Annotated in this window: 12 protein-coding genes and 1 pseudogene; 9 read left to right on the top strand and 4 right to left on the bottom strand. The window is 25.2% G+C overall.

Annotated features, from left to right (window positions below; translation table 11 throughout):
- Window positions 1-220: 220 nt before the first annotated feature.
- From GQV94_RS06665 to GQV94_RS06650, 4 genes are read right to left on the bottom strand one after another with little or no spacing between them, the layout of a single operon-like run.
- Window positions 221-1,483, bottom strand: a complete 1,263-nt coding sequence (locus GQV94_RS06665) for a cation:proton antiporter (protein WP_200170274.1) — start codon at window positions 1,481-1,483, stop codon at window positions 221-223.
- 8 nt (window positions 1,484-1,491) lie between these two features.
- Window positions 1,492-2,448 carry a pyruvate kinase gene (locus GQV94_RS06660; RefSeq protein ID WP_200170272.1) on the bottom strand — a complete coding sequence of 319 codons (957 nt, stop codon included), beginning with the start codon at window positions 2,446-2,448 and terminating at the stop codon, window positions 1,492-1,494.
- Window positions 2,449-2,461: 13 nt separating this feature from the next.
- A complete protein-coding gene (locus tag GQV94_RS06655; protein WP_200170270.1) occupies window positions 2,462-3,508 on the bottom strand; it encodes a hypothetical protein in 1,047 nt (348 codons plus the stop codon).
- A gap of 48 nt (window positions 3,509-3,556) precedes the next feature.
- Window positions 3,557-5,407, bottom strand: a complete 1,851-nt coding sequence (locus tag GQV94_RS06650) for a DUF2972 domain-containing protein (protein ID WP_200170268.1) — start codon at window positions 5,405-5,407, stop codon at window positions 3,557-3,559.
- Between the two features lie 135 nt (window positions 5,408-5,542).
- Between GQV94_RS06650 and GQV94_RS07965 the strand changes: the two are divergent.
- The 9 genes and pseudogenes from GQV94_RS07965 to GQV94_RS07820 all read left to right on the top strand — a co-directional run.
- A pseudogene (locus GQV94_RS07965) lies at window positions 5,543-6,301 on the top strand (glycosyltransferase family 2 protein); the annotation flags it as partial.
- A gap of 2,489 nt (window positions 6,302-8,790) precedes the next feature.
- The gene (locus tag GQV94_RS06640) at window positions 8,791-10,542 is read left to right on the top strand and encodes a hypothetical protein (RefSeq protein ID WP_200170264.1); all 1,752 of its coding nucleotides are present in this window, start codon (window positions 8,791-8,793) and stop codon (window positions 10,540-10,542) included.
- Entirely contained in the window at window positions 10,543-11,793 is a 1,251-nt protein-coding gene (locus GQV94_RS06635) for a protoporphyrinogen/coproporphyrinogen oxidase (RefSeq protein ID WP_200170263.1), read from the top strand.
- Entirely contained in the window at window positions 11,793-12,338 is a 546-nt protein-coding gene (locus GQV94_RS06630) for a dTDP-4-dehydrorhamnose 3,5-epimerase family protein (RefSeq protein WP_200170262.1), read from the top strand. The genes GQV94_RS06635 and GQV94_RS06630 overlap by 1 nt, the downstream gene beginning before the upstream one ends.
- A complete protein-coding gene (locus tag GQV94_RS06625) occupies window positions 12,338-13,378 on the top strand; it encodes an NAD-dependent epimerase/dehydratase family protein (protein WP_200170261.1) in 1,041 nt (346 codons plus the stop codon). The genes GQV94_RS06630 and GQV94_RS06625 overlap by 1 nt, the downstream gene beginning before the upstream one ends.
- Window positions 13,379-13,386: 8 nt before the next feature.
- A complete protein-coding gene (locus GQV94_RS06620; protein ID WP_200170260.1) occupies window positions 13,387-14,418 on the top strand; it encodes a GDP-mannose 4,6-dehydratase in 1,032 nt (343 codons plus the stop codon).
- A gap of 4 nt (window positions 14,419-14,422) precedes the next feature.
- A complete protein-coding gene (gene hddA, locus GQV94_RS06615) occupies window positions 14,423-15,442 on the top strand; it encodes a D-glycero-D-manno-heptose 7-phosphate kinase (RefSeq protein WP_200170259.1) in 1,020 nt (339 codons plus the stop codon).
- Window positions 15,390-15,986 carry a sugar phosphate nucleotidyltransferase gene (locus GQV94_RS06610; protein ID WP_200170258.1) on the top strand — a complete coding sequence of 199 codons (597 nt, stop codon included), beginning with the start codon at window positions 15,390-15,392 and terminating at the stop codon, window positions 15,984-15,986. Before hddA ends, GQV94_RS06610 begins: the two co-directional genes overlap by 53 nt.
- Before the next feature lie 53 nt (window positions 15,987-16,039).
- Window positions 16,040-17,337 (top strand): capsular biosynthesis protein (locus tag GQV94_RS07820; protein WP_234126450.1); only part of this gene is annotated, 1,298 nt, incomplete at its 3' end.

The following is a 17,337-nucleotide window of genomic DNA, read 5'->3' as shown; positions in this document are numbered from 1 at the left end:
CTTTTTAGCAGTTAAAATCACCGCTTTAAGCTTTGGTGCTAAACCTTGCTTTTAAAATTTCATTTTTAAAAACTTTTTCTTCAATAGCAAGTATAGTTATTATATATTTATATCTTTTAAACAACTTTAATTATTAAAAAACCATTTCAAAGTCTTTTCTATTTAAGATTTATAACATTAAATACTTTTTACTTATTAATAAAATTAAATTAATATCATTTTAATCTTTATTAAAATTCGAAAAAATATTTATATTTTTACTTTTTTGATATCTTAGCCAATAACCTGCAATCATAGAAGAAATTAAAACAGTTAAGATAAGCGTTGTAAAAAAACTAACATTAATGATTTGATAATAATATGCAACACTGGCTAAAACTATTCCTGGACCACCCCTTGCATTCATTGTTATAGCAAAATTAACTCTTGAGATATTAGAAATTTTTACAAAATTTAATCCTATATAACAACCTAAAAATTTTAATAAGCACGCAAGCACCAAGAAAAATAGGAACATCGTAAAAGAAAATTCATGAATAATATTTAACTGAATACCAATTAAAGCAAAATAAATAGGAATAAAAAATGAAAAAGCCATATCAGAAAGCCCGCTAACTTTTTCTTTTAATATTTGATGATTGTTTAAAATATTTTTTATCAAAAAACCGATAAGAAATGAAGTGTACATAGGATTAATATGAATCATATTTAAAAAAGCTATAGATAAAAATAATACAATAAAACTTAGAGTAAAAAAATCAATTGAATTCATATGAAAAGCAATTTTTTTAAATAAATTTGAAATTAATTTTACGCCTATAAATAAAAATAAAGTAAGAGAAGCTGTTTTAAGATTGCTTATTAAAGTTAAATCTTTATTTGTTGCTGCATTAATAGTAATATTAAGCAAAATCCATAAAAATAAATCTTGTATTGTTGAAGTAGTTAAAACTATACTAGCAAATCTTGTTTTAATAATTCCTATATCAAAAAATATTTTTGATATAACAGGTATAGAAGTTACTGCAATAGCAATTAAAAAAACCAAATCAAAAGATAAATCATTTCCTTTTATTCCAATAAAAGTCTCTTTAAAATAATCAATAAAAAAATATCCCACGCTAGCAGATAGAAAAGTGCCACCTAAAAACAAAGCAAAAATAATTTTAATATTTTGTTTTTCAAAACTTATTTGCGTATTAAAACCAGCAATAAACATTAAAAATATTAAACCTAATTGATAAAAAATATTTAATATTTTTCCTTGTTCGCTAAATCCATTAAAAATATCTACAAGTAAATCAGGAGCAACAATATATAAACCACTCGCACCTAAAATAAAACCACCAAAAATTTCACCTATAACTTTCGGCGCTTTAAATAAAACGAATAATTTACCAAAAATAAAAGAAGATAATAACAAAACCCCTAAAGATAAAAAAATGATGCTGATATTATCAGGACTTAGTGAATCAAATCGCATGTATTCTCCTAAAAAATAATTTTTTCATTATTTATTTCATGTTGTATTAAATTTAAAATTTTTATACACTCTTTTACATATTGCCCTATGGCTGTCTCTTCTGAAAGTTGTATACCAAAAATACCTTTCTTTGCAATATTATATAAATCATCAATTTCAGCAATAGTAGGAATAGGTTTTTCTTCCATATTTTTCAAAATTTGCGTGGCTAAAAATACCTTGACCGCATTATGATGTGCCATTTCTATAATATACTTTTGAAAACGTGGAATTTTTTCTATACCAATTTCCGTAGATAAATCCCCTCTATCAATTAAAATATATTCCACTTCTTGTAAAATATCATATAAATTATTTACAGCATCTAAAGTTTCAATTTTAGAAATAATTTTAGTATTTGGGTAAAGTATTTGTTTTAACTCTTGTATATCTTTTGCTCTTCTTACAAAAGAAGCACCTACATAAGCTATATTAAATTCATTGCAAATTTTTATAAGTTCTTTATCTTTTTCAAATAAAAAAGGAATATTATTATGCAAATTTCTAACATGCATACCTTTATTATTTAAAAGTAGACCTGTACTTTTAGAAGTAAAAATAATTTCCTTATCATTGACTTCCTTCACAATAAACAAAAATACACTATCATTTGCATAAACTTCCATACCTGGCTTTACAAGTTTATAAAAATCTTTATAATTAAACTGATCAATTTTTAAAGAAAAATCTTTATCTTTTTCTACTTGGATAGCTTTAATTCCAGAAGTCCTAATTTTATTTCCTGGCAAATCAATCAAAATATCAATATCAGACTTTTGCTTTCTAAGGTTAATTATAGTATTTTTAATACTTTCAATATCTCCATGAGCTCCATTAATTCTATAAATAAAATTATCTTGATGAATCTGATTGAGATTAATTTTTTCACCCAAACTTGGACCTATTGTTAAAATATTTTTTTTCATTTTTATCTCCTTTTTAATTAATAAAAATATTTTCCTTGCCTAATGCAAGTATGCCAGCAGAAATTTCAGGGCGCATCATAATTTTACTAGGAATTTTACCTTCATTTAAATCTTTTCTAATTTGTGTGCCACTGATTGCAATTCTGTGTTGATTATAATGCGCACAATTCTTTTCACTAACAATTTTTTGACATTTAGTGCAATAATAGGGCTCTTTTAAAAGTAAAAAATCTATACCTAAATTATAATATTTTGATAATTCTCTAGCTAAATTTTGAGCTTCATAGATTCCATAATAATTTCCAACTCCTGCATGATCTCTACCTATTATAAAATGAGTGCATCCCATATTTCTTCTAAGCAAAGCATGAAAAATTGCTTCTTTGGGGCCTGCATAACGCATAGCAGTTTGCAAACCTTGAATATAAACTCTTTCTTTAGGATAAAATTCATTAAACATAATTTTATAAGCACTCATAACTGCTTCTTCAGTAAAATCACCTTGCTTTTTCCAGCCTGTTAAAGGATTAATAAATAAAGCGTCACAAATTTCAAGTGCAATTCTTTGCAAATGCTCGTGAGCTCTATGAATGGGATTTCTTGTTTGAAAACCTACTATAGTTTTAATATCAGGATGAAAAATATCTTTTAAAATATTTTTATATAAAGAATCTTTATAGAATTCTTCTTTTAATTCTATCTTACCACCTACGCGCAAAGAAGAACGTCTTTTTTCCTTGATAATACCAGGATGCTTTTCATCTTTAGTTTGAAAAATTTCATAAAGCTCTTCATCTTTAATATAAAATTTATCTTCAATTAGAATATTTCCTACAAGTTTATTTTGGTAATATAAATCTTGTCTGCATCCTATATTAATATCTTTAAAATCATTTACTTCTAAAGTAATAGGCAAAGTCCATATCTCACAATTTAAAAGTTGCATTTCATAAACAACTTTTTTATATTCTTCATAATTCATAAAACCTTGCAAAGGATGAAATACACCACTAGCAAAATATTTTAAATCTAAAAAATTTTCGTGAGTAATTTGTAACATTTTTTCTCATTTTTTATAAATTAAACCATTGTATATTATACAATATTATTAATCATTTTCACATAATTTTTCAAATTCTTGATAATACTTCCATTTTTGCAAATACTTAGGATGATGCTCTTTAACATAAGTTAAATCTTCATCCAATATTCTTTTTAATTTTATTCTTAAATCTTTTTTATCTTTCAAATAGCCAAGAATTTGTTCTTCTGTTATGAGATTATCTTTTATTTTTTGCTCATGTTTTTCTAATGCATCCATATAATCATTAAGATACTTTTTACTCGCTAAAAATAATTCTTGATTATTTTTTAGCGCTTCATATTCATTAGATTTTACCAATAAAATAATATTATCAAACATAAGTTTTCTATTATTAAAAATTTCTTTTGTTATATCTACAAATCCTTCTTTTTTTGGATGGATTTGGTGGGTTGTTATTATAATGCTTACTCCATCTTTTAAATCGCAAATAGAAGTGCTATCTTCTATATTGAAGTTAGTTAAATCATAAGGATGTGCATATAATATTACTGGTAGATAAATTAAATCACCTTGATTTCTATTAACCCTTCCTTGAAAAGGAATGGGATCATTTGGAGGTGTAAAGCCATACTTTTTAGCCAATCTTGTAAAAGTATTAAAGGCGTTTTCTTTATTTATATCTGCTATTTCTAAACATTCGATATTTTCTATTTTATTATATCTTTTTAATATATTTAAACGTTTTTGAGTAGTAAAATAAAATTTTTGAAAATGTATACTTAAATTTGTATTATACTCTAATAATTTCCTTATGCTTTCAACTTCTGGATTTTCCTTAGACGAACATAGTACTACAATACTAGGAAAATTAAATCGATGCGATAAATTAAATTTTTTCATTGCTAAAGTAATATTTTTATAAGTTTCATGTCGATTTATGTGATTTAAAAAATGTCTAATCAAACTTATAGGATCTCTCGTACAAGTAAATATTGTTTTACATCCTTGAATTAGATATAAAAATTTTATATTTTCATCATCATAATTTGAAAACAATACAATAATTCCAAACGATTTTCTCAAAAACAAATAATTACCGCTATAAATTTTTTTCGCAGGAATCCAAGGGTTTAAGAAAAATTTTATTTCTATAAGCCTTAAGAAAAATTCAATTGCAATACTAGCTGTTGCAGGATGAATTAACCACACCAATTTGTAATTATCAGGCAAAGGCAAATTCATATCCCATGCAAGTTCAGCAGGTATATTTTTATAATTAATTTTTTCATTTTCATCATTTAGTTTCTTAGGATCAAGTAAAGAAGGGTAAGGATGATTATCTTTTTTATATTTATAATAAAAATCATCCGATAACAACCAAGGTTTAATAACGTTAAAATGCTGAATAAAAAAATCAAAATTATGGAAGATATTGTTTAATATAGGCTTATAATCTTTATGTAAATTTAAAATTTCTTTTATCAAATTATAATTTTTTAGAAATTTCTCCTTATTCTTAAGCTTTTTCACATCTATGTGTAAATTCTTAACAATATCATAGTCTCTTTTTGCTTGTATAATATCCCTATATAAATAGAAATATCCGCCTTTATACCAGGTTTTATCAGCTTTGATTAAAACTTCACCTAACATATAAGATAAATGAAATTTATATCTTAAAGCTTGTTCATAATCACTACATGTTTCTAAGTTTGGATATTTAAGTTGAGGAAAGACTTGTATGGTTTGTTGATAAATTTTTTGTTCTTTTTTATGTTGTTTTTTTATTTCATAAAGTTTTTTAAATAAATGGCAATACCCCCCCCCATTACTTGCAAAATCAATCATAGCTTGACCTAATTTATAAGCTAAATGATTTTTCACTCTTTCTATGGCTGAATTTGGGTTTTGCATGAGAATTCCTTTGGAGATAATATTAATTAAAAAGCAAGAAATAATTATATATAATTTTCGGTTAGAAAATTATAAATGTTAAAATCATATCTAAAATTTAATTAAGGTTTATTATGATAAACAGGAAGGGTATTTTTGAAAACTGTAGGCGTAGTTATTCCAATCTATAATGTAGAAAAATATTTAAGAGAATGTTTAGATAGTGTAATTAATCAAACTTATAAAAATTTACAAGTTGTACTTGTAAATGACGGTAGTACAGATGAAAACTCACTCAATATAGCCAAAGAATATACTTTAAAAGATGAAAGATTTATACTTTTTGATAAAGAAAATGGAGGGCAAAGTACGGCGAGAAATGTAGGTATAGAATTCTTTAACAAAGAATATCATTTTAAAAACATTACTCAAGAATTAAAAGAAAATTCTTTAGTGGAATTTAAATTAAGTAACGAGAATAACTCTTATAATGTTTACAAAATATACAAAAGTTCAAATTTCTTTAAAAATAAAAATGAATTTTTAAATTTTAAAGCTCCTGATATTGATTATATTATCTTTTTAGATTCTGATGATTACTGGGAGTTAAATTGCATAGAAGAATGTATCCCTAGAATGGATGGAGTAGAGATAGTTTGGTTTAATAATTATTTTGATTATCTTATAGAAAAAAATTATTATCAAAATAATATAGTTATTAATAAAAGTTTTATAGATATATATGATTTTTTAAAATCATGTGTTATAACAAAGAAAGACTGGTTGGAGATTCAAAAAATACATAAGTATGTTAATTTCGCGTTTGTTTGGGCAGGTATGATTAATTTTAATTTTTTAAAAAAAATTAAATTAAAATTTTTAGATTATATCATACACGAAGATCATCATTTTGGAATATTGTTATTTTTGCAATCTAATTATATTTATGTTTTGACTGAAAAATTATATCATTATCGTATCGCAACAAATACTACCTGTACTTATGATAAAAAAGTAACAAAAGCAAATTTACCAAAATATATAGATTGTATATATAATGAATTTAATGATGTAAAGTTAACAAAAGAGTATTTTATGTTAAGTAGTATTTTAATAAATGCTTTGGAAATTATAGATTACATAAAAAAGCAAGAAGAACCATACAAAACAGATATAGAATTTGCTTTTTTTGATTTTTTATATATGTATCATTTTGGTTTATATGATTTTAAAAAAGATCCTTGGAATATGATAGCAAAGATAAAAAATATGGATATAATATCCTTGGAAAATAAAAAGAGGTATCCAGAATTCTACATATATAAAAACCATGGAACAGCAGTTCAATTAATAAAAAGCAGATTATCATACAAAGTAGGTCATGCTATAGTAACTTCTTTTAAAAGCAAATACGGTATTTTTAAATTGCCGTATTTGATATATAAGATAATTACAAATCATAAAAACATTGAGCATGATTTGCCAATAGAGGCTTTTCCAGATTATGAAAATGCTAAAAAAATTACTAATTTTTTATCTTATAAGATGGGTGAAATTTTCATTAAAACTTATAAAACTAAACTAGGTTTATTAAAAATTCCATACTTATTTTTTAAATCATATATTAATTTCAAAAAAAGAAAAAAGAAAAAAGAAAAAAATGTTAATAGTTTTAAAAATGATAAGTTATTTATTAAAAAAGATAGCTTATTTAATGAATATGATTTAATAGATGTTTTTTATGGTAAAAAAGTTAATAAAAATTATTCATTAAATAAAATTGATAATTATGCTTCTTGGACATGCGATATTCAATATGAATGTTTGTTAGAATCTATAAAAATAAAATTTAATTCTTTGGTAGAAATTAATAATATAAATATTTATATTTCTAAAGATCGGTATAATTTTCAGTTGATTCCAAAAGAATTGTATGTATATAATGAAGATTTAAAAGAATATAGTATTAATATTTCTAATACTTTATCTGCTAGTATTGTTAAAATTGTGTTATTTGCTTTTGAAGTGGAATTGGAAAAAATTCAAATATTTAAAAGAAAAACATTAGGCTATGTAATATCAGCTAAACCAGATGCTTTTGGGATGAGATTGGCTGGTATTTTGATTGGAATGTATTTGGCAAAACAAATAGGATTTAAATTTGCTTTTACTTGGAAAAATAATATAGATGTAGATTTTTTAAATGTACAACAAAGTGTCAATGCTAATGATATACATTACCTTGGAAATGCTATGGAAGATGTCAATGTGGTTTTTGATAGTGCATTTTTAGATAAATATTTAATAAATTCTAACTGTGTTGCTTCTAGTTGGGGTCATAATTTAGGTTTTAATCAGAGAACTCTTGAAGAATTAAGAAATGGCGAAAAAGATGAAACATGGGGTTGGTATGCTACGGATATTTTACCTAGTAAATGGATAAAAGATTGTGATGAAAAGAAATCATTAAAACAAATTTCAGAAATTTATAAAACAATACAATTTTCAAATAATTTTTTTAAGATTATAAATGATGTTAAAAAGATTGTTAAAGACGTTGTAAAACAACCCTTTGTAGCTATACATATAAGAGGCGGAGAAATTATTTTTTCTGATTCTAGAAAATTACCGGGATGGTGTGTTGTAAGAGAAAGATATTTTCCTTATGAAATAGCTTTAGAAATTGCATTACTGGAGATAAAAAATGGAAATTTGGTTATTCTTTTTGGTCAGGATTTAAAAGCCAATAAAATGATGTCAGAGTATATTGCAACCTTAATGAATGGCAAAAATCTAGTAAAATGTGTTGATGATTTCATAGAAAAAATCTATACTGACATGGAAAGAAGTTTTTTTGATATGAATTTAATGTCTCATGCTAAAAAAATATATTCAGCCAAAGAATCTGTTTTTTCAAAGGTATCCATGATGATTTCTGGAGAAAATAATTTGATTTCTTACCATAATATGTTTGATTTACAAGAACAATATAAAATTATAGAAAAAAATATGTTCAAAATGAATTTGCATAAATTACATATAGCTATGGCATATTATAGACTATATGAATTATCACAACAATTAAAAAAAGATTCAATTCTTTCTCTTGATTTTATAAATAAAGCATTGGAATATGATTTTGAAAATGATGCTTATAGAATTTATATAATTGATTATTATCTTCAAAATAAAGAATATGAAAAAGCAGAAGAAATTTTAAAATATGTTTTTGAAAATAGAAAAGATGTATTTTTGAAGAATTTTTTTGAAAATTCATGTCAAAGTTTTAATCGAGAATATGAAACCTATATGAAATACAATAGGAGTGATTATTCATATTTAAATTATATGAAAAATGAAGTGGTAAATTGGTTAAATAGAAGTAATAAATAATAGGTTGAGTGATGAATAAAATTATAGTTGCAAATAGATTTGATGGGTTAGGTGAAAGATTTTTGGCTTTTATGAATGCTATATATCTATCAAATCTTTATAATTATAACTTTAAATTTATTTGGAATTCTATGGATGAAAGCAATCCGGATTTAAATATCGAAGGGGTTATCTTTCCTAGTGTTCCACCCAAAGAATTTTTATTTTCTGAAAAATTTATTTCAAGTTATTATTGTTATGATTATAATCAAACAATATTTGATACCAGCTTATGGTCATATTATAAAAAAAATAGCTTTGAAGTCATTAATAAATTTTTTCAGGAAAATAACATATTGCAATGTAACTTAAATACTGATATGTCAAATTTTTTCTCTGATATTTCTAAAGTAGAGTATAGAAGCAATATGGCATCAATTTGGAGAAATATTGATTTTTCAAAAGAAATAAATAGTGTAATTGAATACGGAAATAAAATTAGAGATTTTTTGAAACAAAATTACATTGCAATACATATGAGAGGAGGCGATATTTTCTATAGGACAGATGTTTTATATCTTTGTCGTTTTAAAGCATTGGAGATATGTTTATCTGTAGATATAATAAAAAGAAATAAAGGTGAAAATATTGTATTACTAGGTAATGATGAAAATCTAAATATGAAATTGAAAAATATTTTTGCACAACTAGGATATAATATATTCACATCTAATGATTTAATAAAAGATTGTGATTTTGATGTAACTCAAAAGGCTATTTTTGATATTATTTTAATGTCTCATTCAAAAAAGCTTTATTTAAGCGGGAGTAGTGGCTTTTCAAATTTGGCATATCTTATAGGAAATTGCGATAAGGTATGTGTATATGATATATATTCAACACATCAAAAATATAGTATTATAAAAAATAATTTGAAAGTATTTGATTTTGACAAATATCAAAAATCTTTCGCATATATTCACTTATATATTTATGCTAAGGAATTGAAATTATCATTATCAGAGCAACTTTTTAATTTAAAGGAAGCAATGATAACTAGAGATGATGCGTTTGTTTTTAAGTTATTTTATGTTGATTTGTTGTTACAAAATGGTCAGTTTGATATTGCTGAGAAATTTTTTATTACAATTATTGATAATATGGATAAATTTTTTGAAAATCTATTGCATAACGGGTGGGGAGGGGCTGAATATTTTCTTTATGATTTTGTTTTTTTAAATTATTTACAAATAAAAAATATAGAAAAATATCCAAATCTTTATTGTATAACATATTACTTAATTTTTAGATTGCTAAAAGTTAATTATGTAAAAATTAAAGATAAAATAATGCTTTTTCTTATAAATAATTATTTTGATAGAAAATTGATATTAGAATGTAGTTTTCTAAAAAATCAAAATGAGATTATTGATTTTTTAGAAAAAGAGATCGTTTCATCTCTCAATAATTATTTGATGCAAACAAAATCTAACAAGACGTATTTTACTAATCATTTGGCTTACAAGCTGGGTTTCGCGTATAAATATTATTCTAAAGGCATTAACAAAATTGCACTTCCTTTTATATTATTTTATATTAAAAAGGAGCATCAAAGAAAAAAGATAGTTTTAGAACAAAATTGTTTTAATGATTTGGAAACAGCTTATATTTATCAGCTTGGAAAAATAATAATTAAAGCTCATAAAACTTGGTATAAGGGTGGATATATCAAGTTATGGTTTGAGATTAGGAAGTTGAAAAGAGAATTTAAAAAAGGAAAATAAATGAAAATATGTATTATAGGAGCTGGAATTTCTGGTATGTCTTTGGCAAGATTATTAAAGGATAATTTTGAAGTAGAAATTTTAGAAAAAAAGGATGTTGTTGGGGGTATAGCAAGAACAAAAGATGTAAATGGTATGCCTTATCATGTAAATGGAGGACACTGTTTTAATTCCAAATTTGAAGATGTGTTAAATTTTGTTTTTAATGATATTTTACATAGAGATAAATGGAATTTTTTACCTAGAAAAGCAGAAGTTTTATTTCAAAATAATTGGATTTCATATCCTATAGAATTTTCTATCAAACAAATTGATAAAATAAATCCTAATTTGGCATTTAATATTACGATGGAAATGTTTAATGCAAGTTATGAAAAAGGTAATAATTTAGAAGAATGGTTTATAAATCATTTTGGTCCAACTTTAGCAAAAGAATATTTTATTCCTTATAATACTAAAATTTGGGGTATTAGTCCTAAAAATATGGATAATTTTTGGATAGAAGATAAAAATCAAATGAAATTACCCGTACCTACAAAAGAAAGTTTTTATAAATCTTTAATTGGAAATACAGAAGATAAAATGTCTCATGCTAATTTTTATTATCCAAAAACAAATAATCAAAATACTTTTATAGAATCTATTGGTTCTAATTTGAATATAATTTTAAATTATACTGTTGAGGATATAGAAGGTATTAATAATAAATTTATTGTAAATGGCGAAAAAGAATATGATTTAATTGTTAATACTTCTCCTTTGGATCTAATGATTAACATAATAAATAATATCCCTCAAGATATTTTAAATTATTTTAAACAGCTAAAATTTAATAAAGTTACAAATATTTTTTGGGAAACAGATGGGAATTTAGATGTTACTTGGGCTTATATACCAGACCCTAAAATAGGTTTTCATAGAATTTCAAATACTGGTTCCATAGTAAGACCAAAATCTAATTTTTGCACTACTGAGGTTATAGGAGAAATTCCATATGAAAAATTAGTTTCAGAGGGAAAAAAAATTGATTTTTTGGTTAAACCTCTTGATTATAATGTAACTGATCATGCATATCCATTATTTGATTTAAATTATGTAAAATCTAGAAAAGTAGCTATTGATTATTTAAATCATATAGGCATTATATCTCATGGTAGATTTGGCGAGTGGGAGTATTATAATATGGATGTATGCATTAAGAGATCTATTGAATTAGCTAAAAGTATAAAAGAAAAATATAAAGGACAATAATGGCAATAGAATTTGATATACAAGAATCAAAAGTTTTAAAAGGGGTGTATATTATTACTCCTAATAAATTTAGAGATTTACGCGGTGAAATTTGGACAGCTTTTACAAGTGAGACCATAGATAAACTTTTGCCAAATGGATTAAAATTTATACACGATAAATTTATACATTCTAAATATAATGTTATTCGTGGTATCCATGGTGATGTAAAAACTTATAAGTTGGCTACTTGTGTTAGCGGAGAAGTTCATCAAGTAGTGGTTGATTGTAGAAAAGATTCTCCAACTTATTTAAAGTATGAAAAATTTATTATAAATCAAGATAATCAGCAAATCATTTTAGTGCCAGCAGGTTTTGGAAATGCTCATTATGTTAGCAGCGAAAGTGCAGTTTATTACTATAAATGTGCTTATTTAGGGGAATATATGGATGCTGATGATCAATTTACCTACGCATGGAATGACGAGAGAATCGGTATAGATTGGCCAACGAATTCCCCTATCCTTTCAGAGCGTGATATTTTAGCAATGAAAAAGGATAATTAATGCAAAAAGACTCTAAAATTTATATAGCAGGGCATAGCGGTACTCTAGGAAAAACTCTTTATGATATACTTGTGTCCGAAGGTTTTAATAATATTATTATAAAAACAAGAAAAGAACTTGATTTAGTAGATCAAAAAGCTGTAGCTGATTTTTTTACAAAAGAAAAACCAGAATATGTTTTTTTGTGTGCCGCTAAACTTGATACTTTAGGACTTTTTACTCCGGCTGATGTGATTTATGAAAATAGCATGCTTCAAGCAAATATTATTCAATCATCTTATCAAAATAAAGTTAAAAAGCTTATTTTTTATGGTTCTGCTTGGGCTTATCCTCAAAAAGCTATAAATCCTATTAAGGAAGAAAATTTATTAGACGGAAAGTTAGATTTAAAAGCTATTGCATATGGTTTGCCAAAGATTATAGGAACAAAAATGTGTGAAAGCTATAACTTGCAATTTGAAACAAATTTTATTACTTTATACCTTGCAAATTTATATGGAGAAACGACTGAATTTGATTTGCAAAAAGCAAAAGTTTTACCAGCATTACTTCGCAAATTTCATTTAGCAAAACTTTTAGGTGAAAATAAAATTGATGAAGTTTTAAAAGATTTGCAAATGGATTCTTTAGAGCAAGTAATGAGATATTTGAAAAAATTTGGAGTAAGTAAAGATAGTGTAGAAATTTGGGGTAGTGGTGGTGTAATTAGAGAATTTATTCATGCAAAAGATTTAGCTTATGCTTCTATTTATGTGATGCAAAACATAGATTTTAAAGATATTGCTTCATGCAATGAACCACATCTTAATGTAGGAAGTGGAGAATTTCTAAGTATAAGAGAGCTTGCTTTTTTAATTAAAAATATTGTTGGTTTTAATGGTAGCATTGTATTTAATAATACAAAACCTGACTCTACAATGGATAGAATGTTGGATAGTTCAAGGCTGCAAAATTTAGGTTGGAAAGCAAAAATTAAGCTTGAAGATGGTATTAAAATGATGTATGAGTGGTATTTAAAAGAGCAAAATATAAGACAATAGGAAAAATCATGAGAAAAACAGTTTTAATCACAGGTTTTACAGGGCAAGTTGGTTCTCAAATGGCAGATTTTTTACTGGTGAATACAGATTATGATGTTATAGGTATGATGCGTTGGCAAGAACCTATGGACAATATCTATCATTTAAGCGATAGAATTAATAAAAAAGATAGAATTTCCATTTTTTATGCAGATTTAAATGACTATTCTAGTATTCAAAAACTTTTTGAAAGCAGGCGCCCTGATTTTATATTTCATCTAGCAGCTCAATCTTATCCTAAAACTTCTTTTGAAATTCCTATTGAAACCTTGCAAACTAATATAATAGGTACAGCTAATATTTTAGAAAATATAAGATTATTAAGACAAAAAGATGGGTATGATCCAGTAGTACATATTTGTTCTTCAAGTGAAGTTTATGGTAAAGCAAAAGTAGGTATAAAACTTAACGAAGAAACAGCCTTTCATGGAGCAAGTCCTTATAGTATAAGTAAAATCGGGACTGATTATTTGGGAAGATTTTATGGCGAAGCTTATGGAATTCGTACCTTTGTTACTAGAATGGGAACGCATAGTGGTCCAAGAAGAAGTGATGTTTTCTTTGAAAGTACTGTGGCAAAGCAAATTGCTCTTATTGAAGCGGGCTATCAAGAACCTATCATAAAGGTTGGAAATCTTTCGAGTGTGAGAACTTTTCAAGATTGTCGTGATGCAATAAGAGCTTATTATTTACTCTCTCTTGAAAGCGAAAAAGGTAAAGTTCCTTGTGGCGAAGCTTTTAATATAGCAGGTGAAGAAGCTTTTAAACTTCCTGAAGTTATAGAAATTCTTTTAAGATTTTCTACAAGAAAAGATATAAAAATAGAACAAGATGAAGAAAGATTACGTCCAATTGATGCGGATTATCAAATGTTTGATAATACAAAAATTAAAAGTTTTATTGATTGGAAACCTTTAATTTCTGCTAGGCAAATGTTTAAAGATCTTCTTAATCATTGGAGGGATGAAATTAAAAAAGGAAGGATTCCTTTAAATAGGTAAAATAATGAAAATTATACGTACGCAAACTCCACTTCGTTTAGGTTTAGCAGGAGGTGGAACTGATATAAATCTATATTGTGATAAATATACAGGTTATGTTTTAAATGCAACTATATCTTTATATATTCATTGCACTTTAATTGAGAGAGAAGATGGAAAAATTATCTTTGATTCTCCTGATACCAATTCTTACTCTGAATATAAAAGCAAAGAATTCTTAGAAAATGATGGAAAATTAGATATTTTTAAAAGTATTTATAATCGCATTGTAAAAGATTTTGTAAAAAAGCCTTTAAGCTTTTCTTTGCACACATATTCAGATGTACCAAGTGGTAGTGGGCTTGGTGGAAGCTCAACTTTAGTTGTAGGAGTTATAAAGGCTTTTGCAGAGTGGCTTAATCTTCCTTTAGGAGAATATGAAATCGCTAAACTTGCTTATGAGATAGAAAGAGAAGATTTAGGTATAGTAGGCGGAGCACAAGATCAATACGCTGCAACTTTTGGTGGCTTTAATTTTATGGAATTTTATGATAATAAAAGAGTAATTGTTAATCCTTTGCGTATAAAAAACTGGATAGCTAGTGAGCTTGAAGTTAGAACCGTACTTTATTTTACCAATATCACAAGAGAAGCAAAAGATATAGAAGAGCATAAAAAAGGAAAGCTTGGAGATGAAAAATCCCTTGAAGCCATGCATGCCATAAAGCAAGATGCTATAAAGATGAAAGAAGCTTTATTTAAGGCGGATTTTGATACTTTGGCGCAAATTTTAGGTAAGTCTTGGCAGTCAAAAAAAGTGATTTCAGAAATCGTTAGCAATGATGAGCTTGATAGAATTTATAATATAGCTGTAGAAAATGGTGCATATAGTGGAAAAACAAGTGGAGCTGGTGCAGGTGGATTTATGTTTTTTTTGGTAGATCCTATTAAAAAATATAAACTTATAAAAGCTTTAAGTAAAGAACAAGGATATGTTCAAGATTTTTCATTTACAAAAGAAGGAACAAAATCATGGAAAATTTAATCAAAACCACTTTAAAAATAAATTTTTAGACATAAAAATAGAATATAGTATAGAAAAAGAACCTTTAGGAACTGGTGGAGCTATAAAACAAGCTTTAAATTTAGTAAATGAAAATTCTTTAGTATTAAATGGCGATACTTTTTTTAATATAGACTTATCTTATTTAAATTTACAAGAAAGTAAAATTTGTCTTGCCTTAAAATCAATGCAAGATTTTGATAGATACGGAGCTGTAGAACTTGATAAAAATTATTTTATAAATTCCTTTAGAGAAAAACAATTTTTTAAACAAGGATTTATTAATGGAGGAATTTATTTAGTATCAAAAGATATTTTTAATACTTATAATTTAGAAAATAAATTTTCCTTTGAAAGTTTTTTGCAAGAAAATTTTAAAACTCTAAAAGCTAGAGCTTGTATTTTTGATAATTATTTTATAGATATTGGTGTGCCTGAGGATTATGAGAGGTTTTTAAAAAATTACAAGAATTTTTTGCCGATAATAAATCTTGTTTTAATAGTTTTATTATCTTATGATTATTAATTTTATATATAATGGTTTAGTTTTATATTAAATAAAATTTTATAAGGATCCCCATGCAAAACCCAAATTCAGCCATAGAAAGAGTGAAAAATCATTTAGCTTATAAATTAGGTCAAGCTATGATTGATTTTGCAAGTAATGGGGGGGGGTATTGCCATTTATTTAAAAAACTTTATGAAATAAAAAAACAACATAAAAAAGAACAAAAAATTTATCAACAAACCATACAAGTCTTTCCTCAACTTAAATATCCAAACTTAGAAACATGTAGTGATTATGAACAAGCTTTAAGATATAAATTTCATTTATCTTATATGTTAGGTGAAGTTTTAATCAAAGCTGATAAAACCTGGTATAAAGGAAGCGGATTTAAACTAAAAAATGATATTAAAAAAGCTAAAAAAGAATTTCAAATTTTTAAAGAAATTCTAATAGAAATTAAAGAATTAAACGGTAAGGCTTTAAAGGCTATTAAAGATAATCAGCAATTTTTTTTAAAAGAATTTCCAAGAATAAAAAATATACTAAAAATTCACAAAAACTATCAACCTATCCTAGATAATATTTTTCATAACTTTAATTATTTTATACAAAATTTTGACCTTATAGAAGAATGGCTATTATCAGATGATTTTAATGAAAGATATAAAAAAGGAAATCATCCTTACCCTTCTTTACTTGATCCTAAGAAACTAAATGACGAAAATGAAAAAATTAATTATAAAAATATACCTGCTGAACTTGCATGGGATATGAATTTACCTTTACCTGATAAGTATAAGTTTGTATGGTTATTTAAATCTTGCAGTGGATCTATGGCTATGTATAATTTTTTTACACAATGTGAAGTTGGTTGCCAAGCTTATGCATGGGAAAATGGTAAGAAAATGTATACAGATATGAAAGATTATTTTGATTTTTTTGAAACTTCGATAGCTGTCGTTCCTACTATTACCCAAAACTATTATAATGGTAGAAAATTAATGATGTATAAACTACTACATTTATTTTTAAATATCGATACGATTATGTTTATTGCGAGAGATCCATTTTCTATTTTTAAGCATGCTATTAACCATATTGATAATGCACATGTTCAATACAATATAAAACCTTCTATGAAAAACTATAAACTATCAACCAATTTGTTTGTATTTCCAAAAATGCACTATACTTATTCAAATAGTGAAAAACCAAACATATCTTCATCATTTGAAAAAATATTTACAAATGATGAATTTTATTTTACTACTCAAAAACGTTTAAATATATTAAAAAGATATAATAAAATAGAAAATATCGAATGTTTAGAAATAGCAGATATAAATAAAGAAAACGCCTTTAATACTTT

Origin of the sequence: Campylobacter sp. TTU_617, from assembly GCF_016599045.1 — a bacterium.
GTDB lineage: Bacteria > Campylobacterota > Campylobacteria > Campylobacterales > Campylobacteraceae > Campylobacter_D.
The sequence above is the reverse complement of the archived record's forward strand: the minus strand, read 5'-3'. Positions and strand labels throughout refer to the sequence as shown.